Origin of the sequence: Mycobacterium hackensackense (assembly GCF_025822555.1) — a bacterium.
Taxonomy (GTDB): domain Bacteria; phylum Actinomycetota; class Actinomycetes; order Mycobacteriales; family Mycobacteriaceae; genus Mycobacterium; species Mycobacterium fluoranthenivorans.
In genome coordinates, this window is sequence record NZ_JACKUC010000030.1 from 1,572,029 (window position 1) to 1,590,900 (window position 18,872).

At 69.5% G+C, this 18,872-nt stretch carries 19 protein-coding genes; 13 read left to right on the forward strand and 6 right to left on the reverse strand.

Going from position 1 to position 18,872, the window contains the following annotated elements; genetic code table 11:
* Positions 1-13 precede the first annotated feature (13 nt).
* Positions 14-979 (forward strand): 2-hydroxyacid dehydrogenase, encoded by a 966-nt coding sequence (locus tag H7J86_RS17025; RefSeq protein WP_267292236.1) that lies wholly within the window; start codon positions 14-16, stop codon positions 977-979.
* Here H7J86_RS17025 and H7J86_RS17030 read toward each other — a convergent pair.
* The 4 genes from H7J86_RS17030 to H7J86_RS17045 form a co-directional block, all read right to left on the reverse strand.
* A complete protein-coding gene (locus H7J86_RS17030; protein ID WP_267292238.1) occupies positions 964-2,100 on the reverse strand; it encodes a serine hydrolase domain-containing protein in 1,137 nt (378 codons plus the stop codon). The two genes, H7J86_RS17025 and H7J86_RS17030, sit on opposite strands and share 16 nt — an antisense overlap.
* Positions 2,101-2,120: 20 nt before the next feature.
* Entirely contained in the window at positions 2,121-3,140 is a 1,020-nt protein-coding gene (gene alc / locus H7J86_RS17035; RefSeq protein ID WP_267292240.1) for an allantoicase, read from the reverse strand.
* Positions 3,141-3,157: 17 nt separating this feature from the next.
* On the reverse strand, positions 3,158-3,628 hold the full coding sequence (locus H7J86_RS17040; RefSeq protein ID WP_090354969.1) for a 2-oxo-4-hydroxy-4-carboxy-5-ureidoimidazoline decarboxylase: 471 nt from the start codon (positions 3,626-3,628) through the stop codon (positions 3,158-3,160).
* Positions 3,629-3,738: 110 nt separating this feature from the next.
* Positions 3,739-4,227, reverse strand: a complete 489-nt coding sequence (locus H7J86_RS17045) for an inorganic diphosphatase (protein WP_090354106.1) — start codon at positions 4,225-4,227, stop codon at positions 3,739-3,741.
* A gap of 89 nt (positions 4,228-4,316) precedes the next feature.
* On the opposite strand from H7J86_RS17045, the gene dacB reads away from it, so the two are divergent.
* The 5 genes from dacB to H7J86_RS17070 all read left to right on the forward strand — a co-directional run bounded on the left by dacB (position 4,317) and on the right by H7J86_RS17070 (position 10,556).
* The gene (gene dacB, locus H7J86_RS17050) at positions 4,317-5,702 is read left to right on the forward strand and encodes a D-alanyl-D-alanine carboxypeptidase/D-alanyl-D-alanine endopeptidase (RefSeq protein WP_267292242.1); all 1,386 of its coding nucleotides are present in this window, start codon (positions 4,317-4,319) and stop codon (positions 5,700-5,702) included.
* Complete coding sequence (locus tag H7J86_RS17055) at positions 5,699-6,745, forward strand: Rv3626c family coenzyme F420 biosynthesis-associated protein (protein WP_267292244.1); 1,047 nt, start codon at positions 5,699-5,701, stop codon at positions 6,743-6,745. The genes dacB and H7J86_RS17055 overlap by 4 nt, the downstream gene beginning before the upstream one ends.
* Positions 6,724-7,680 carry a tRNA lysidine(34) synthetase TilS gene (gene tilS, locus H7J86_RS17060; RefSeq protein WP_267292246.1) on the forward strand — a complete coding sequence of 319 codons (957 nt, stop codon included), beginning with the start codon at positions 6,724-6,726 and terminating at the stop codon, positions 7,678-7,680. The genes H7J86_RS17055 and tilS overlap by 22 nt, the downstream gene beginning before the upstream one ends.
* 62 nt (positions 7,681-7,742) lie before the next feature.
* Entirely contained in the window at positions 7,743-8,303 is a 561-nt protein-coding gene (hpt, locus tag H7J86_RS17065) for a hypoxanthine phosphoribosyltransferase (protein WP_170847137.1), read from the forward strand.
* An 18-nt stretch (positions 8,304-8,321) separates the two neighbouring features.
* Entirely contained in the window at positions 8,322-10,556 is a 2,235-nt protein-coding gene (locus tag H7J86_RS17070; RefSeq protein WP_267292248.1) for a molybdopterin-dependent oxidoreductase, read from the forward strand.
* Here the strand turns inward: H7J86_RS17070 and H7J86_RS17075 are convergent.
* Entirely contained in the window at positions 10,553-11,290 is a 738-nt protein-coding gene (locus H7J86_RS17075; protein ID WP_267292250.1) for an SIMPL domain-containing protein, read from the reverse strand. The two genes, H7J86_RS17070 and H7J86_RS17075, sit on opposite strands and share 4 nt — an antisense overlap.
* Before the next feature lie 39 nt (positions 11,291-11,329).
* Positions 11,330-12,253 carry an alpha/beta fold hydrolase gene (locus H7J86_RS17080; RefSeq protein ID WP_267292252.1) on the reverse strand — a complete coding sequence of 308 codons (924 nt, stop codon included), beginning with the start codon at positions 12,251-12,253 and terminating at the stop codon, positions 11,330-11,332.
* A gap of 130 nt (positions 12,254-12,383) precedes the next feature.
* Between H7J86_RS17080 and ftsH the strand changes: the two genes are divergently transcribed.
* The 7 genes from ftsH to H7J86_RS17115 all read left to right on the forward strand — a co-directional run bounded on the left by ftsH (position 12,384) and on the right by H7J86_RS17115 (position 18,809).
* Entirely contained in the window at positions 12,384-14,645 is a 2,262-nt protein-coding gene (gene ftsH, locus H7J86_RS17085) for an ATP-dependent zinc metalloprotease FtsH (RefSeq protein ID WP_267292254.1), read from the forward strand.
* Entirely contained in the window at positions 14,642-15,241 is a 600-nt protein-coding gene (gene folE / locus H7J86_RS17090; protein ID WP_090354119.1) for a GTP cyclohydrolase I FolE, read from the forward strand. Before ftsH ends, folE begins: the two co-directional genes overlap by 4 nt.
* Positions 15,242-15,267: 26 nt before the next feature.
* Positions 15,268-16,071, forward strand: a complete 804-nt coding sequence (folP, locus tag H7J86_RS17095; RefSeq protein ID WP_090354972.1) for a dihydropteroate synthase — start codon at positions 15,268-15,270, stop codon at positions 16,069-16,071.
* Positions 16,064-16,444, forward strand: a complete 381-nt coding sequence (folB, locus tag H7J86_RS17100) for a dihydroneopterin aldolase (protein WP_090354120.1) — start codon at positions 16,064-16,066, stop codon at positions 16,442-16,444. The genes folP and folB overlap by 8 nt, the downstream gene beginning before the upstream one ends.
* Complete coding sequence (folK, locus tag H7J86_RS17105; RefSeq protein ID WP_267292256.1) at positions 16,441-16,956, forward strand: 2-amino-4-hydroxy-6-hydroxymethyldihydropteridine diphosphokinase; 516 nt, start codon at positions 16,441-16,443, stop codon at positions 16,954-16,956. Before folB ends, folK begins: the two co-directional genes overlap by 4 nt.
* Positions 16,956-17,429 carry a DUF3180 domain-containing protein gene (locus H7J86_RS17110; RefSeq protein ID WP_090354123.1) on the forward strand — a complete coding sequence of 158 codons (474 nt, stop codon included), beginning with the start codon at positions 16,956-16,958 and terminating at the stop codon, positions 17,427-17,429. Before folK ends, H7J86_RS17110 begins: the two co-directional genes overlap by 1 nt.
* A 66-nt stretch (positions 17,430-17,495) precedes the next feature.
* Positions 17,496-18,809, forward strand: a complete 1,314-nt coding sequence (locus H7J86_RS17115) for a DUF6779 domain-containing protein (RefSeq protein ID WP_267292258.1) — start codon at positions 17,496-17,498, stop codon at positions 18,807-18,809.
* Positions 18,810-18,872 lie beyond the last annotated feature (63 nt).

The following is an 18,872-nucleotide window of genomic DNA, read 5'->3' on the forward strand; positions in this document are numbered from 1 at the left end:
GGAAGGTGTGAGCATGCGCGTTCTGGTCGCCGACCGCAACCTGGTGCCGCACCGGGCCCGCTTCGAAGCCGCGCTGCCCGCCGATGTCATCGTCGTGTGGGGGGACGAGCAGGCACTGCGCACGGCCGAGGTGTTCGTGGGTGGCCGGTTCACCGCCGAAATGGCCGCGGTGGCCGAGGAACTGCGGCTCATCCACGTCGCCGGTGCGGGGACCGACCGGGTCGATTTCGCGGCACTGAGTCCGGATACTCAGGTGGCCAACACCTTTCACCATGAACGCTCGATCGCCGAGTACGTCCTGAGCGCCGCCATCATGCTGCGGCGCGACTTCCTGGCTCAGGATCGGGCCTTGCGCCGGCAGGTGTGGGCCACCCCGGTGTACGACGATGCGCTGGCGCAGTTGCCGACCCTGGGTGCGGCCCGGATCGGCTTCGTCGGCTTCGGGCACATCGGCCGGCGCTGCTGGGAACTGCTGCGCGCTCTGGGATGCACCGGCGCGGCGGTCACCGGGACGGGCCGGGTCGACCCTGCGTGCGGCCTGGACTGGGCCGCCACCACGGCATCGCTGGACCGGCTGATGACCGAGTCCGAGGTGGTCGTGGTCTCCGCGCCGCTGACCGCGGACACCACGGGCATGATCGGATCCGCCCAGTTGCGCGCCCTGGGGCCAGACGGTGTCCTGATCAATGTGGGCCGCGGGCCGCTGGTCGACGAAAGATCGCTGTACGAGGCGTTGCTGCACAACAGGATCCGCGCCGCGGCGATCGACGTCTGGTATCGCTACCCGGCACCGGGTACCGGCGGTGGCATGCCCGCCGAGCTGCCGTTCCACGAGCTGACCAACATCCTGATGACCCCGCACTCCTCAGGGGTCACCTCGGACACGTTCGCGGGCCGGGCCGACGATATCGCCGCCAACATCGGCCGGCTGTACCGCGCCGAACCGCTGCTGAATGTGGTGTCTCAGAGAGCGTCGTAGATCAGCCGGAAGTACCGGTCGGTGCGAGGCGACCCCTCGACTCCCGGGCCCATCTTGTTCATCACGTACGCGATGGTCGCGCCGCGGTCCGGGTTCATGGTCTCCCAGGACCCACCCCAGCCGCCCCAGAAACAGATCTTCTCGTCCGGCACATACGGGATCGTCTCCGGCTTCGGCAGGCCGAATCCGAGGCCCCAGCGCAACGGATGGCCCGCGAGCACCAGATCGGGTCCCTCCAGCTGGACCTCGAAGATCTTCTCGACGGTCTCCGGCCGCAGCAGGGTGACGCCGTCGACGGTGCCGCCGAGTGAGATCACCGACAGGATCTTGGCCAGGGCGCGGGCATTGGTGTGCCCGTTGACCGCGCCGATATCGGCCGCGCGCCAGGCCGCGGTGTTGGCGATACCCGGCTCGGGGGCCGGCCCGGTGAACGTCTTGAGCATGGGCTCCGGCCACTGATCCATCGGTGGAAGCGCGAAAGGTTCGGTGGACGGGATGATCTCCGCGATCCGATCGGTGTCCTCGGGTGCTGCGCCGATCTGGAAGTCCGCGCCCAGAGGTCCGGCGATCTCGTCGCGGACGAAGTCCTTGAGCGGGCTGCCGGTGACACGGCGCACCACTTCACCGATCAGATGCCCGTAGGTCAGGGCGTGATAGCCGGACGCGGTGCCGGGCTCCCACCACGGGGCTTGGGCGGCCAGTGCGGCGGTGGATCTGTCCCAATCCAGGATGTCCTCGGGGACCACCGGCTGATCCCAGCCCGAGACACCGGAGGAGTGGGTGAGCAGGTGGCGGATCTGCACGCCGTCCTTACCGTTGGCGGCGAACTCGGGCCAGTAGTCGGCGACGCGGTCGTGTGCGGCGATCAGCCCGCGATCGATGAGCATCAGCGCGGCCAGGGCGGTGACGGTTTTGGTCGACGACCACACGTTGACCACGGTGTCCGCGGCCCAGGGCCTGGTTCTGGCGGCGTCGGCATGACCGCCCCACATGTCGACGACGGTCTGGCCACCGATATCGATGGCAATCGCCGCGCCGACCTCCTCGCCCTCGGCGATGGCGGTCTCCAGCGCGGCGGCCACCTGGGCGAAGCGGTCGTCCCAATGTCCTTGCAAGGTCATCGGGCCATCATCTGCCAGATTCAGGAGCTGGCAGCCCAGATCTGCCGAACCTGTTGCAGCCCTTGTGAAGTCAATGTGCCGAACAGGCGCAACCGGGCCATTCCGCCGTCCGGGTAGATATCGAGCCGGGCCTCGGTGACCGGGCGGTCGTCCTGGATCAGGAACCGGTGCCGGGTATCGGGTTGCAGATCGGTGCGCGGCAGCAACTCGAACCAGTCGCCGGTGCCGTCCCGGCCCGACAGTCGCGCCCAGCCCGGGGCATTACCGACGAAGTAGGAGGTGTCCAGTTCGGCGGCGGCCAGCACGCCCTGGTTCGCCAGGTGCACCTGCACCCAGTCGTTCCCGGCATCGCGGCGCCGGGAGGTCTCCCAGCCCTCACCCATGTGCCGGGGCGTGCCGGGCAGCAGCAGGTTGTTCGGCGAGCTGTAGAACATGTTGGAGCAGGCGGTGATCCGGCCACCGTTCTCCAGTGCCGCCAGATCCAGCGGTAGCGCCTCGGCGAAGCTGGGATCGAGCAGACCTTCGCCGTGTACCCGGAACCGCGCAATGCCGCCATCGGGGTACATCGACAGACGCACATGCGTCCACCGTTGGGTTGATTTGACCTGGAACGGGTTTCGGGTGTCGCCGTTGACCGCGCTGCGCTCCACGATGGGCGTCCACTCGGTCTTGTGCACCAACTCCTCGACCGAGGGATGACCCGTGACGTTGGCCGCCTCGACCGAGATGTGCGGCGGATAGTTGCCGGTGAACCAGGCGGTGTCGACGACCACACCGCGCACCACGCCGGCGGTCCCGAGTCGCACGATCGCCGAATCGCAGGAATCCGCGGTGGCGCCGCGGCGCCGCCGCGTCTCCCAGCCGTCATAGACCTGGCCCTTGTGCCCGAACGTCGCGGGCCGGAACTCGGCCGCGGCGGGGGTGATCAGGTTCTCCTTCTCGGCGAACAGATCGTCGTTGGCCCATATCACCGCGCCGCCGGCGGCACGTGACGCCAGATCGGGGAAGGCCAGGAAGTGTGGAGGGGTACTACTGCTCACGGACCGAGCCTAGTGGCTCACCAGTTGTCGAACCCGCCCTCGGGCCCGAGCATCCGCTCCAACCGGGTCCGGTTGATCTTGGCCAGCTCGTTGCGCACCACCTTGCGCTCGGTCTCGACATCGTTGTGCATGCGGTCGGCGATGGTGGTGAGCACGTCCGGCGCGCACAGGCCCGCGACGTACATCACATAATCGAAGCCGAACCGGTCCCGGTAGCTCTCCTCGGCGGTTCGCAGGGCGGCCCGCTCGGTGTCGTCGCAGGGCCGTACCGAGCACGGATAGGCCTGCAGGATCGCGTCGACGGACTGCTCGGACAGGGCGAACAGCAGCGCGTCCGCGCGCCGGAACAGGCTGTTGTGATCGGGATAGGGCCGCCCGCCGGCCAGATCGCCGGCCAGCGTCACGCAGTGACAGCACTCGTAGAGCGCGTGCACCGCTTTGCGTTCGGGCAACGCGTTGAACGCGTCCAGGCCGATCCCTTGATGCATCAGCACAAAGCCCATGATCGAAGGCGGAAAGCACGGCGGCGTTACCCCGTGTTACGGCAGTGCTAAATCACTTACCAAAGCGAAAGTGCGGGCTCGGCCCGGCGAGCCGATCAGTGACCTGTGGTCTTGAAACGCTCGACGGAACGCGCCAGCTCGGCCTCGGCGGCCTCGCGTCCGGCCCAGTCGGCAGCCTTGACGAACTTGCCCGGCTCCAGGTCCTTGTAGTGCACGAAGAAGTGCTTGATGGCGTCCAGTTCGAAGGACGACACATCGCTGAGGTCCTGGATGTGATCCCAGCGCGGATCACCCGCGGGCACGCACAGCACCTTGTCGTCACCGCCGGCCTCGTCGGTCATCTGGAACATCGCCACGGGCCGGGCCTCGACGATCGCGCCGGGGAAAACGGACTCGGGCAGCAGCACCAGCGCGTCCAGCGGGTCGCCGTCTTCGCCGAGGGTGTTCTCGAAGAACCCGTAGTCGGTGGGGTAGCCCATCGGGGTGTAGAGGTAGCGGTCCAACTTGACCCGCCCGGTCTCGTGATCCACTTCGTACTTGTTGCGCGATCCCTTGGGGATCTCGATGACGACGTCGAACTGCACGCTCAAAGCTCCTCCATGGGCACTGTGTCTGTGGGGGTCGCCACCTGACGACGCGGGTCCACCCTAGAGGTACCGATACCCTGCTCTATATGCGGCCCGCTCGGTGGCGCCGATCCACCCACCTGGTGATCGGCCTGGTGGTACTGGTGCTCGTCGCCGCCGTCATCGGGGTCGCCGCGGTGCTGACCTCGGGTGACACCTCGGCCCGCAATACCGACGCGGTCCGGCCGCAACCCGCCCCGGCGACCGCCGCGCCCGGCGTGCAGGCCCTGGCCGACGACACCGACAAGCCGTCCCCGGCGGGTCTGGCCGCCGCGCTGGCCGGTCCGCTGGCCGACCCCAACCTGGGGGCGCTGACCGGCCGGGTGACCGACGCCGGCACCGGGGCCGAGCTGTGGGCCCAGGGCGCCACCATCCCGATGTTGCCGGCCTCGACCAACAAAGTGCTCACCACCGTCGCCGCGCTGGCCACCCTGGACCGGGACGCGACGCTGACCACCACGGTGCTGGCCGGCCCGACACCCGGTCTGGTGGTGCTGCACGGCGGCGGCGACCCGACGCTGTCGGCGGCACCCGCGGACAAACCCACCTGGTACAAGGGGGCGGCCCGGATCAGCGATCTGGCCGATCAGGTCCGGCGCAGCGGTGCCACCGTGACCGCGGTGCAGGTCGACCTGTCCGCGTACAGCGGGCCCACCATGGCGCCGGGCTGGGATCCCGCCGATATCGACGGCGGCGACATCGCCCCGATGGAGTCGGTGATGCTCGACGGCGGCCGAATCCAGCCGGTGTCCGCCGAGTCGAGACGCTCCACCACCCCGGGCTTGGACGCCGGGCGCGCGCTGGCCGCCGCGCTGGGTGTGGATCCCGCGAGCGTGACCGTCGCCTCCGGGCCGGTGCCGGATGCCCGGGAGATCGCCTCGGTGAAGTCGCCGCCGTTGCTGGAGCGGCTCCGGCAGATGATGAACGAATCCGACAACGTGATGGCCGAATCGACCGGCCGTGAGGTTGCCGCGGCGCTGAACCGCCCGCAGAGCTTCGACGGCGCCGTGGCCGCGGTGCTGACCCAGCTGCGCGGCGTCGGCGTCGATACCGCGGGCGCCGTGCTGGTCGATTCCAGTGGCCTGTCGGTCGATGACCGGTTGACCGCCAACACGCTCGACGGTGCCGTCGCCGCCGCGGTGAGCGGGGAGCACCCCCGGTTGCGTCCGCTGGTGGACGTGTTGCCGATCGCCGGTGGCAGCGGCACGCTGTCCAACCGCTACCTGGACACCGATGCCGGTAAGTCCGCCGCGGGCTGGCTGCGGGCCAAGACCGGATCGTTGACGGCGGTGAACACCCTGGCCGGCATCGTCACCGACAAGAGCGGGCGGGTGCTGACGTTCGCGCTGATGTCCAACAACGCCGGGCCGACCGGCCGGACGTCGCTGGACGCACTGGCCGCGGTGTTGCGGTCCTGTGGGTGCGGCGGATGAGCGACTCCTCCAAATTGACCATCGGTGGCGCCGTCGACTGGGAGTTGGCCGCCACCGTGGGCGCGAAACTGGCCCGTCCCGCCCCGGCCACCACCGACTACACCCGCGATCAGGCCGTCGCCCAGCTCGCCGAATTGGCCCGCCGCGCAGAGCAACCGGTCCGCGAGGTGACCGGGCTCAACGAGGGCGCGGACATCACCGAAGCGCGGGTGGTGGACCGCCCGCAATGGGTACGGGCCGCCACCGGATCGATGCGGGTGATGACCGGAGGCGGCGATACTCCCGGCGGATTCCTGACCTCGAAACTGACCGGTGCGCAGACCGGCGCGGTGCTGGCCTTCATCTCGTCGGGAATTCTGGGGCAGTACGACCCCTTTGGGGTAAGTGGCGGGGAACTGCTGCTGGTGTACCCGAATGTCATTGCCGTGGAACGGCAGTTGCAGGTCGATCCCACCGATTTCCGGTTCTGGGTGTGCCTGCACGAGGTGACGCACCGGGTGCAGTTCCGGGCCAATCCGTGGCTGGCCGAACATATGTCGTCGTCGCTGGCGACGCTGACCCACGATGCCGGTGAGCAGGTCGGAGAGGTGGTGGGCAGGCTCGCCGCCTATGCGCGTGATCAGCGTAAAGGTGGGGTGGCCGAACAGAATCCGGGCGGCGTGGTGGGACTGTTGCGGGCCGTGCAGGCCGAACCGCAACGCCAGGCGCTGGACCGGCTGCTGGTGCTGGGCACCTTGTTGGAAGGGCATGCCGAGCACGTGATGGATGCCGTCGGGCCGGCGGTGGTGCCGTCGGTGGCCACCATCCGGGCCCGGTTCGATCATCGTCGGCAGCGCAAACAGCCTCCGCTGCAACGGATCATCCGGGTGCTGCTCGGCTTCGAGGCCAAGATGGACCAGTACACCCGCGGTAAGGCTTTCGTCGACGAGGTGGTCGGCCGGGTCGGCATGGCCCGTTTCAACACCATCTGGACCAGTGCGCAGACGCTGCCGTTACCCCCGGAAATCGAAGAGCCGCAACGGTGGATCGACCGGGTGCTGTAACCGAACTGCGCGCCGCGGTCGGCGCGTTCGCCGCGGCGCACGACTGCGAGCGCTGGTGCGTCGGACTGTCCGGCGGCGCGGACTCGCTAGCCTTGACCGCCGTCGCGGCGGCGCTGCGACCGACCGTCGCGCTGATCGTCGACCACGGCCTGCAGGCCGGCTCGGCCACCGTCGCGCAGACCGCCCGTCAACAGGCGCTGAAACTGGGATGCGTTGACGCACAGATTCTTACGGTGGACGTGGGTGCTGCGGGCGGACCGGAAGGGGCGGCCCGGACCGCGCGCTACCGAGCACTGGATCACGCCCGTGCCGGGCTGCCCGTACTGCTGGCGCACACCCTCGACGACCAGGCTGAGACGGTGCTGCTCGGGCTGGGCCGCGGTTCGGGCACCCGGTCCATCGCCGGCATGCGCGCGTTCGACGCCCCGTGGGGCCGCCCACTGCTGACCGTACGCCGGGCGGTGACCAGGGCCGCGTGCGCCGAACTCGGCCTGACTCCCTGGGAGGACCCGCACAACGCCGACCCCCGCTACACCAGGGTCCGGTTGCGCACCGAGGTCCTGCCGCTGCTGGAGGAGGTGCTCGGCGGCGGGGTTGCCGGCGCACTGGCCCGCACCGCCGCCGCACTGCGCGAGGACACCGAGGCCCTGGATGCGCTGGCCGAGCGGACCCTGCCGGAAGTGCGGCGGGGTGAGGGCCTGGAGACCGCCACACTGGCCGCGCTGCCGGCCGCGGTGCGGCGTCGGGTGATCAGGCTGTGGCTGCTCGAGGGTGGTGCTCGCGATCTCACCAGCCAACAGATCCGCCGGGTGGATGAGCTGGTCACCGCATGGCGCGGGCAGGGCGGGGTGGCCGTCGGATCCGCGCTGCGGGGGGCGCGGCTGTTCGCGGGCCGCCGCGACGGGGTGCTCACGATGCACACCGAAACTGTGTGACGTTGGAGCACGGCGGGTTTACGTGGCACGCTGTGGGCGTGCCCGCGCAATCCGCCGCCGAGATGTACCCCGGCGATATCAAGTCGGTGCTGTACACCGAAGAGCAGATCCAGACGCGCACCGCCGAACTCGCGGCCGATATCGCCGAGCACTACGGCCCGCTGGTCGAGGGCGAGGACGATCTTCTGCTCGTCACGGTCCTCAAGGGCGCGGTGATGTTCGTCACGGACCTGGCCCGCGCCATCCCGCTGCCCACCCAGCTGGAGTTCATGGCCGTCAGTTCGTACGGGTCCTCGACCTCCTCCTCGGGGGTGGTGCGGATTCTCAAGGACCTCGACCGCGATATCAACGACCGTCACGTGCTGATCGTCGAGGACATCGTCGACTCCGGACTCACGCTGTCCTGGCTGCTGCGCAACCTGGCGACCCGGCGCCCGCGCTCGCTGCGGGTGTGCGCGTTGCTGCGCAAACCGGAGGCGGTCCGCGCCGATGTGGACATCGCCCACATCGGTTTCGACATCCCCAACGAGTTCGTGGTCGGGTACGGCCTCGACTACGCCGAGCGCTACCGCGACCTGCCGTTCATCGGCACCTTGGAACCCAAGGTGTACGAGCACCCGTAGACGGCGCAGAATGCGGTGATGACCGAATCAGCCCTTCGGATCTGTCCGCTGTGCGAGGCCACCTGCGGACTGGTCGTGACCATCGACCGGTCGGACGGCGCGGCCCGCATCACCCACGCTCGGGGCGACGCCGACGATGTGTTCAGCGCCGGCTTCATCTGCCCCAAGGGCGCCAGCCTGCCCGGACTGGACAACGACCCGGACCGGTTGAGCCGCCCGCTGATCCGGCGCGACGGCGTGCTGGTCGACGCGAGCTGGGACGAGGCCTTCGATGCGGTCGCCGCCGGCCTCGGTGGTGTCCTCTCCGCCCACGGCGGGACATCGGTCGGTGTCTACCTTGGCAATCCGAATGCGCACACCGTCGCCGGAGCGCTGTACGCGCCCGTGATCGTCAAGGCGCTGGGCACCCGGCAGGTGTTCTCCGCGAGCACGCTGGACCAGATGCCCAAACACGTCTCGCTGGGCTACCTGTTCGGCAGCCCCGTCGCCTTCACGGTGCCCGATATCGATCGCACCGACCACCTGGTGATCATCGGCGCCAATCCGATGGTGTCCAACGGATCTCTGGCCACCGCCGCCGATTTTCCCGGCAAGCTGCGGGCGCTGCGCCGCCGTGGCGGCCGCCTCACCGTCATCGATCCGGCGCGCACCCGGACCGCCGCGCTGGCGGATCGTCATCTCGCGCCACGACCCGGCACCGACGCCGCGCTGCTGTTCGCGGTCGTGCACGTCCTGTTCGACGAGGGACTCACCGACCTGGGTGAGATCGCCGCGCTGGTCAACGGTGTCGATGAGGTGCGCGCGCTGGCGGAGGCTTTCGCGCCGGAGACCGTCGCCGAACACTGCGGTGTGCCCGCCGCGGAGATCCGGGAGCTGGCCCGCGAGATCGCGGCGGCACCCTCGGCTGCGGTGTACGGCCGAATCGGCACGTCCACAGTCGAATTCGGCACCATGGGCAGCTGGCTCGTCGACGTGGTGAACATCCTGACCGGCAACCTGGACCGGCCCGGCGGAGCGATGTTCCCGCTCGGCGCGGCGGCTCCCGCGCCGCGCAAACCCGGGCCGGGGCGCGGGTTCGTCACCGGCCGCTGGCACAGCCGGGTGTCCGGGCATCCCGAGGTGCTCTCCGAACTGCCCGCGGCGGCACTGGCCGAGGAGATCGACACCCCGGGCGACGGCCAGCTCAAGGCGATCATCACGATCGCCGGTAATCCGGTGCTCTCGGCGCCCGACGGTGCCCGGCTGGACCGAGCGCTGGCGGGTGTCGGGTTCATGGTGTCCGTCGACCCCTACCTCAACGAGACCACCCGGCACGCCGACGTCATCCTGCCCCCGCCGCCGCCTTCGGCGAGCCCGCATTTCGACTTCGCGCTCAACAACCTGGCCGTGCACAACAACGTGCGCTACACCCCACTCGTGCTGCCCCCGGCCGACGGCCGGCCCGATGAAGCCGAGATCCTGTCCCGGCTGGCCCTGATCCTGTACGGGGTGGGCCCGCACGGCGATCCCGGACTGGTCGACGACCAGGTGATCGCGGCAACCCTGGCCAAGGCGACCACCGATCCGAACTCACCCCTGCACGGCCGGCCGGTCGAGGAACTGGCCGCGGTGCTGACCGGGGTGCGTGGGTACGAACGCCGGCTGGACATGATGTTGCGGCTGGGTCCGTACGGCGACGGGTTCGGTGCCGATCCGGACGGGCTGACGCTGGACAAGGTCAAAGCGGCGCCGCACGGGATCGATTTGGGTCCACTGAAACCACGGCTGGCGCAGGTGATCTCGACGCCGTCGGGCAAGGTGGAGCTGGCGCCACCGGCGCTGGTCGCCGACACCGCCCGGTTGCGGGAGTCGATCGGCCGCGCAGGCGAGGCCTTCGTGCTGATCGGGCGCAGGCACCTGCGGTCCAACAACAGCTGGATGCACAATGTCGCGGCGCTGACCGGCGGCAGCAACCGGTGCACATTGCAGGTGCACCCCGACGACGCTGCCGAACTCGGCCTGACCGATTCGGCGAAGGTGCGCGGACCCGGTGGCGAAGTGATCGTGCCGGTCGAGGTGACGCCGGGCCTGCGCCGCGGTGTGGTGTCGCTGCCGCACGGCTGGGGTCATGACCGCGCGGACACCAGGCTGGGCGTCGCGGCCGCCGAGCCCGGGGTGAACGCCAATCAGCTCAACGACGGCAGCGCGCTGGATCCGTTGTCGGGGACCGCGGTGCTCAACGGCATCCCGGTCGATATCGCGCCTGCCGGCTAGGTCAGCTCCCAGACCACCGTCACCGAGAACCCGACGGTCTGCTGTCCCGGCTCCAGCGGGACGGCTTCGGCCATCGCGGCCCGCGGCATCGGCATCGGTGTCGGCGGGGGCGGCGGCGTGGCACCGGTGGTTTCGGAGATGGAGATGACCTTGCCCAGGGTCAGCCCGGACAGCTGCGCGTACTGATCGGCACGGTCCTTGGCGTCGTTGAAGGCGCGCGTCCGGGCGTCCTTGACCAACTGCGAGTCGTCCTCGATCGAGTAGTTGATCGAATTGATCCGGGTGGCCTCGCCGCCGGTGTTGGCGATGAGCGACAGGATGTTCGACGCGGTGTCGATCTTGCGGATCTTGACCTCGATCGAGTTGCTGGCCCGATAGCCGGAGATGGTGGAGCCGTCGATGTTGTACTGCGGCTGCAGCGACACCTGGGAGGTGCTGATGTCCTTCTTGTCGACACCGGCGCCACCGAGGGCGGTGATCACCGCCTGCTGGCGCTGGCTGGTCTGGTTCAATGCCGCGGTGATATCGGGTGCGGTGGCCTCCATCGACGCCGACACCGTCAGCGTGTCCGGGGTGCCCTGCACCTTGCCGCTGCCGACCACCGTCACCTGACGCGGCGCGTCGGTGCCGGACGACGCAGGGGAGGCGGGTTTCGCATCACAGGCGGCGACGCCGACGACAACCGTCGCGGCGACCATGGCCAGACGGATGGCGGCACGCAGTGCAAGGGGCATGTTCGCACCCTAGCGGCTGGACGGATCGGTCCAGCTAGATCACCTCACGCCGGCCAGGAACTCCAGGAGCGCCGCGTTCACCTCATCGGGGCGTTCCTGCTGCAGCCAGTGCCCGGCGCCGTCCAGCAGCACCTCGCGGTAGTCACCGGTGACCACGTCGTGCACCCGGTGCCGCGGCGTGAACGTCAGGACGGGATCGGCGCTGCCGGCCAGGAAGAGGGTGGGCACGGTGATCGTGGGCGCCGGAGTCACCTCGGTGAGCTCCCAGTTGCGATCGAAATTGCGGTACCAGTTCAGCGGCCCGGTGAACCCGGTCCGTTCGAACGCCGCGACGTAGTGCTCGAACTCGTCGGCGCTGATCCAGTCCGGCAGCGCCGGAAGCGGACTCTCGGTGAGATCGGTGACCGGCGCGGTGAAACCCTGCATCGCGACCATGCGTGCCATGGTGTCGCGCACATCGCAGGCCATCTGCGCATCGGCGACCCCGGGCTCCTGGAAATGCAGGATGTAGAAGAAACCGTCGCCGACGAGCCGGCGCCAGATGCGGGTCGGTGGTTCCGAGGCCCGGGGCACCGGCGGCACGCTCAGTGCCGCCACGGCCGCCACCCGGTCCGGGTGCAGCAGCGCGAAGTTGCACACCACCGGGGATCCCCAGTCGTGCCCGATCATCACCGCTCGTTCGGCACCGATGTCGTCGAGCAGGCCCGCGAGGTCACCCGTCAGCGCCACGATGTCGTAGTCCTCGACCGCCCGTGGCCGCGAGGAGCCGCCGTAGCCGCGCTGGTCAGGGGCAATGACGTGGTAGCCGGCCGCCGCCAGAGCCGGGATCTGATGCCGCCACGAATACGCCAGTTCGGGGAAGCCGTGGGCCAGTACGACCACCGGTGCGCCCCGTTCGCCGGCCTCGGTGATCCGAAGGGTGACGCCGTTGGTGTCGACTGACCGCTCCGTCGGGGTGACCACCAATCCACCAAAGCACACTCGGTACCCATGGTGGGAACTGCCGATCGTTGGTCTAGCGGTAGCCTGAAAGTTCTCAACTGCGCTCATTGGAAGGACCGGGTCGGCTCACACCTGCCGGCGAAAGACATCGATGAACCGTAAAAACGTGATCCGCACACTCACCGCGATCGCGGTCGTGCTGCTGCTGGGTTGGTCCTTCTTCTACTTCAGCGATGACACGCGCGGGTACAAGCCGGTCGACACCTCGGTGGCGATGGCGCAGATCAGCGCCGACAACGTCAAGAGCGCCCAGATCGACGACCGCGAACAGCAGGTGCGTCTGGAGCTGAAGTCCGGCAACGGCGATACCGAGAACAGCGACAAGATCATCACCAAGTACCCCAACGGGTACGGCGTGGACCTGTTCAATGCGCTCACCGCGAAGAACGCCAAGACCAACACCGTGGTCAACCAGAGCAGCCTGCTCAGCTCGCTGCTGATCTACATGCTGCCGCTGCTGCTGCTGGTCGGCCTCTTCGTCATGTTCTCCCGGATGCAGACCGGCGGCCGGATGGGCTTCGGGTTCGGTAAGTCGAAGGCCAAACAGTTGGGCAAGGACATGCCCAAGACCACCTTCGCGGATGTCGCCGGCGTGGACGAGGCCGTCGAAGAGCTGTACGAGATCAAGGATTTCCTGCAGAACCCCAGCCGCTATCAGGCGCTCGGCGCCAAGATCCCCAAGGGTGTGCTGCTGTTCGGGCCGCCCGGTACCGGTAAGACGCTGCTGGCCCGTGCGGTCGCAGGCGAAGCCGGTGTGCCCTTCTTCACGATTTCGGGGTCCGATTTCGTCGAGATGTTCGTCGGTGTCGGTGCCTCCCGCGTGCGCGACCTGTTCGAACAGGCCAAGCAGAACAGCCCGTGCATCATCTTCGTCGACGAGATCGACGCCGTAGGCCGACAGCGCGGCGCCGGTATGGGCGGTGGGCACGACGAACGCGAGCAGACGCTCAACCAGTTGCTGGTCGAGATGGACGGTTTCGGCGATCGCCAGGGCGTCATCCTGATCGCGGCCACCAACAGGCCCGACATCCTCGACCCGGCGCTGCTGCGTCCCGGCCGTTTCGACCGGCAGATCCCGGTCTCCAACCCGGACCTGGCCGGGCGCCGCGCCGTGCTGAAGGTGCACTCGGCGGGCAAGCCGATCGCCCCCGATGCGGATCTGGAAGGACTGGCCAAGCGGACCGTCGGGTTCTCCGGCGCGGACCTGGCCAACGTCATCAACGAGGCCGCGCTGCTCACCGCCCGCGAGAACGGCACGGTCATCACCGGCGCGGCGCTGGAGGAGGCCGTCGACCGGGTGCTCGGAGGCCCGCGCCGCAAGGGCCGCATCATCAGCGAGTTCGAGAAGAAGATCACCGCCTACCACGAGGCCGGACACACCCTGGCCGGCTGGGCCATGCCGCACCTGGATCCGGTGTACAAGGTCACCATCCTGGCCCGCGGCCGGACCGGCGGGCACGCGGTCGCCGTCCCCGAGGACGACAAGGGGTTGCAGACTCGCTCCGAGCTGATCGCGCGCCTGGTGATGGCGGTCGGTGGCCGTGCCGCCGAGGAGCTGATCTTCCGTGAGCCCACCACCGGCGCGGTGTCCGATATCGAGAACGCGACCAAGGTGGCCCGGGCGATGGTCACCGAGCACGGTATGAGCCCCAAGCTGGGTGCGGTCCGTTACGGCACCGAACACGGCGATCCGTTCCTCGGTCGGACCATGGGCACGCAGGCCGATTTCGGCCACGAGGTCGCCCGCGATATCGACGACGAGGTCCGCAAGCTGATCGAGGCCGCCCACACCGAGGCGTGGGAGGTGCTCACCCAGTACCGGGACGTCCTCGACATCCTGGCCGGTGAGCTGCTGGAGAAGGAGACGCTGCACCGCCCCGACCTGGAGCGGATCCTCGTCGACGTGAAGAAGCGGCCCCGGCTCACCATGTTCGACGAGTTCGGTGGCCGTATCCCCTCGGACAAGCCGCCGATCAAGACCCCGGGCGAGATCGCGATCGAGCGGGGCGAGCCCTGGCCGCCACCGGTGCCCGAACCGGCCTTCAAGGCCGCCATCGCCAAGGCCAGTGCCGAGGCCGCGGTGCAGAACGGCAATGGCAATGGCAACGGGGCCGGGGCCGGGGCCGCCAACGGCCATCCCAACGGTGCGCAACCCGATTACGGTGCGCCCGCGGGCTGGCACGCTCCCGGCTGGCCGCCGCGCGACCAGCCCCCGCAGCAGGGCTACTGGTATCCGCCGAACCAGCCGCCGCAACATCAGCAGCCCCACGGTTACCCGCCGCCGCATCAGCAGCAGCCGTACCCGCCCTACCCGCCGACCCACGGAGAACAGGCACCCGAGGAGCGCCGATGACGGCGAGTGATGTCACCGCAGCGGTGCGTGACTTCGATCAGCCGCGCGCCGAGGCCGCCGTGCGCGAACTCCTGCTGGCAGTGGGTGAGGACCCGGATCGGCACGGTCTGATCGACACCCCCGCCCGGGTGGCGCGCGCCTACCGGGAGATCTTCGCGGGGCTGTACACCGATCCCGACGCGGTGCTCAACACCACGTTCGACGAGCAGCACGACGAACTGGTGCTGGTGAAGCAGATCCCGATGTACTCCACCTGTGAGCACCACCTGGTGTCGTTCCACGGCGTGGCGCATGTCGGCTACATCCCGGGCCTGGACGGCCGGGTCACCGGGCTGTCCAAGATCGCGCGGCTGGTCGACCTCTACGCGAAGCGTCCACAGGTTCAGGAGCGACTGACCGCACAGGTCGCCGACGCCCTGATGCGCAAACTCGATCCGCGCGGGGTGATCGTCGTCATCGAAGCCGAGCACCTGTGCATGGCCATGCGCGGGGTGCGCAAGCCGGGTGCGGTCACCACGACGTCGGCGGTACGCGGACAGTTCAAGACGGACAAGGCATCCCGGGCCGAGGCACTGGAACTGATCCTGCGGAAGTGAGCGTCGCCTCCCTCTCCCCGGTCGTGATGGGTGTCGTCAACGTCACCGACGACTCCTTCTCCGACGGCGGGCAGTTCCTCGACCGGGACCGGGCCGTGACCCACGCCCTGGCGTTGGTGTCCGACGGCGCCGCCATCATCGACGTGGGCGGCGAATCGACGCGGCCCGGCGCCACCCGGGTGGATGCCGCGGTCGAGACGGGCCGGGTGGTGCCCGTCATCGAAGATCTTGCAGCCCAGGGAGTCACGCTCAGCATCGACACCATGCACGCCGCGGTGGCCGAGGCGGCGCTGGCCGCCGGTGCGCAGATCGTCAACGATGTGTCGGGCGGCCGCGCAGATCCGGCGATGGCCGGCCTGATCGCCGAGGCGAAGGTGCCGTGGATTCTGATGCACTGGCGTTCGGTCGGGGCCGACGAGCCGCATGAGGCGCCCCGGTACACCGATGTGGTGGCGCAGGTGCGCGACGAGCTGATGCGCAGTGTCGACGCGGCGGTCGAGGCCGGGGTGGATCCGGGCAAGCTCATCATCGACCCGGGACTGGGCTTCGCCAAGACGGCCCAACACAATTGGGCCCTGCTGCGGGCGCTGCCCGAATTCGTCGGCACCGGGATCCCGGTGCTGGTGGGTGCATCCCGCAAGCGTTTCCTGGGTGCCCTGCTGGCCGGCGCCGACGGCGAACCGCGGCCTCCGGCCGGCCGGGAGACCGCGACCGCGGTGATCTCGGCGCTGGCGGCGCGCGACGGCGCCTGGGGTGTCCGCGTCCACGATGTGCGGGCATCCGTCGATGCGCTCAAGGTTGTGACGGCGTGGGGAGGGTCCGATGGCTGATCGAATCGAATTGCGCGGCTTGACCGTTCGCGGGTATCACGGGGTGTTCGAGCATGAGCGCCGAGACGGGCAGGACTTCGTCATAGACCTGACGGTCTGGGCGGACCTCGCGGCGGCCGCCGCCAGCGACGACTTGGCCGACACGCTGGATTACGGCGCGTTGGCCCAGCGGGCCGCCGGCATCGTGGCCGGGCCGCCGCGGAACCTGATCGAGACGGTGTCGGCGGAGATCGCCGAGGATGTGATGACCGACCCGCGGGTGCATGCGGTGGAGGTGGTGGTGCACAAGCCCAGTGCTCCGATCCCGTTGACGTTCCACGATGTTGCGGTGGTGGCGCGCAGGTCCAGGCGCGGGATGCGGGAGCGCCCGTGACTCGCGCGGTGCTGTCTGTCGGTTCGAACCTGGGCGACCGTCTCGGGCATCTGCAGTCGGTGGTCGACGGCCTCGGGGTGGCGGTCCGCGCGGTCTCGCCGGTATACGAGACCGATGCCTGGGGTGGGGTCGAGCAAGGACCGTTCCTCAATGCCGTCGTCCTCGCCGACGATCCCGGGCTGAGCCCGGCCGGCTGGTTGCGGCGCTGCCAGGAACTCGAGACCGCAGCCGGGCGGGTGCGCGAAATGCGCTGGGGTCCACGCACTCTGGATGTCGATATCGTCGCCTGCCGGGACGGTCAGGAGCAGGTGCGCAGCTCGGATCCCGAGCTCACGCTGCCGCATCCCTACGCGCACCTGCGTGCCTTCGTGCTGATCCCGTGGCTGGCCGTCGATCCGGCCGCGCGGCTCTGGGTGACCGGACTGGACCGGCCGGTGACAGAGCTGCTCGCCGAACTGGACGCCCGCGAGCGGGATGGGGTCCGACCCACCGACCTGGTGCTGAGCACCTGATGGGCCCGACGCGCAGGCGCGACCTGGTGTTCGCGGCCGCGGCGGCGGCCATCGTGGGATACCTGCTGGTGGTCTGGCTGTACCGGTGGTTCCCGCCGATCACGTTGTGGACCGGGGTGTCCTTGCTCGTGGTGGCGGGTGCCGAAGCCGGCTGGGGCTACGTGGTGCGGGGCCGGGTTCGCGACGGGCGGATCGGGGTGGGTGGCGGCCGGCTGCACCCGCTGGCGGTGGCGCGTTCGGTGGTGACGGCGAAGGCGTCCGCGTGGCTGGGCGCTCTGGTGTTCGGTTGGTGGCTGGGGGTACTGGGCTATCTGCTGCCGCGCCGGGGTATCCGGATCCCGCACGAGGACATCCCCGGGTCGGTGGTCGCCGCGTTGTGCGCACTGGCGCTGGTGGCGGCGGCCCTGTGGCTGGAGCATTGCTGCAAGTCCCCGGACGAGCCCGAACAGCCCCGGGATGCGGCGCTCGAGTAGCCGAATCTGCTCGAATCGCCGCGGTGGTCGACACGCTAGGCGAGCTGTGACCGGTACAGTCAGCCCATGACCGATCCGTCCCGCGGCATGCGCGTTCGACGCGTTTCCCGCAGGCCGGGATGGATCCTGCTGTCGGTGTTGCTGGTGCTGGCCATCGTCGCCAGCTCGGTGCTGGTGTTCACCAACCGGGTCGAATTGCTCAAACTCGCAGTCGTGCTGGCGTTGTGGGCGGCCGTGGTCGCCGCGTTCGTCTCGGTGATCTACCGCAGGCAGAGCGACGTCGATCAGGCCAAGGTGCGTGATCTCAAACTCGTCTACGACCTCCAGTTGGACCGGGAGATCTCGGCCCGCCGCGAATACGAACTTGCCGTGGAGTCACAACTGCGCCGGGAACTGGCCGCGGAGTTGCGTGCCCAGGCCGCCGATGAGGTGGCGGCGCTGCGCGCCGAGTTGGCGGCACTGCGCAACAATCTGGAGATTCTGTTCGACACCGACCTCGATCAGCGGCCCGCACTGGAAACCGATCGCCCGGCCGGACGGGTGATCGCCAGCCGGATCGATATCGAGGAACGGGTGGAGTCCTTCGCCTCGCGCCGGGCCGAACCCCGCACCGAGGAAAGCCCGATCATCGACGTGCCCGCCGAACCTCATGTGCCCGAGTACCAATGGGGTCCGTCGCAGCCCCCCGGTGGCGCCCACCGCAGGGCCGGTGAAGCAGAGCAGCCGGCGCCGTGGAGTGCGCCGCCCGCACGGGAGCCTGCACCGCCCCCACCGCAGGCACGAGAGTCGGTGTGGCAGCAGCCCCCCGTTGCACCCCAGCCGACACCCCAGCCCGCGCCCCAGCCGTCGGTTCAGGCACCGAGTCCGCCGCCGCCCGCATGGACACCCCCGCCCCCGCCGCAGGCACCGCCGCGCCGCCCCGCCGCCGACTGGCGGCCGGCACCGGCCGACGGCGAGTGGATCCCCGCAGGCGCTCCGGGCAGCAACTGGGTGGCGCCGCCCGTCGAACCAGTGCCGCCGCCGGTGCACCCGGGCCCGGCGATGACCGCGCCGCCCGTGGAGACCCGCCGCGGTCGCCATTCCGGCGCCGACGCCGACGTGGCGCCCCGCGCTGCACGCCACACGGTGCCCGCCGAACCTGCGCCGTCACCGACGCTGGCCACCCCGCCGCTACCCCCGGAGCCCAGCCGCTCGGCCCGGCACCGCAGCGCCGACGAACCCGCACCGCCGGAGGAGATGTCAGAAGAAGCCGCCGGCCAGCATGCGGGTGGCCAGCCGGTCTCGGAGCTGCTGTCGCGGCTGCAGGCGGGAAGTTTCCAGGGCGAGCGAGGCGACGGTACCGGTACCGGAGGCGGGCGGCGTCGCCGCCGTGACGAGTGAGCTAGGCTCATGCCGACCGTCCGGTACCTGCAGAGCAGGACTGGAACGATATTTCTGAGAAGT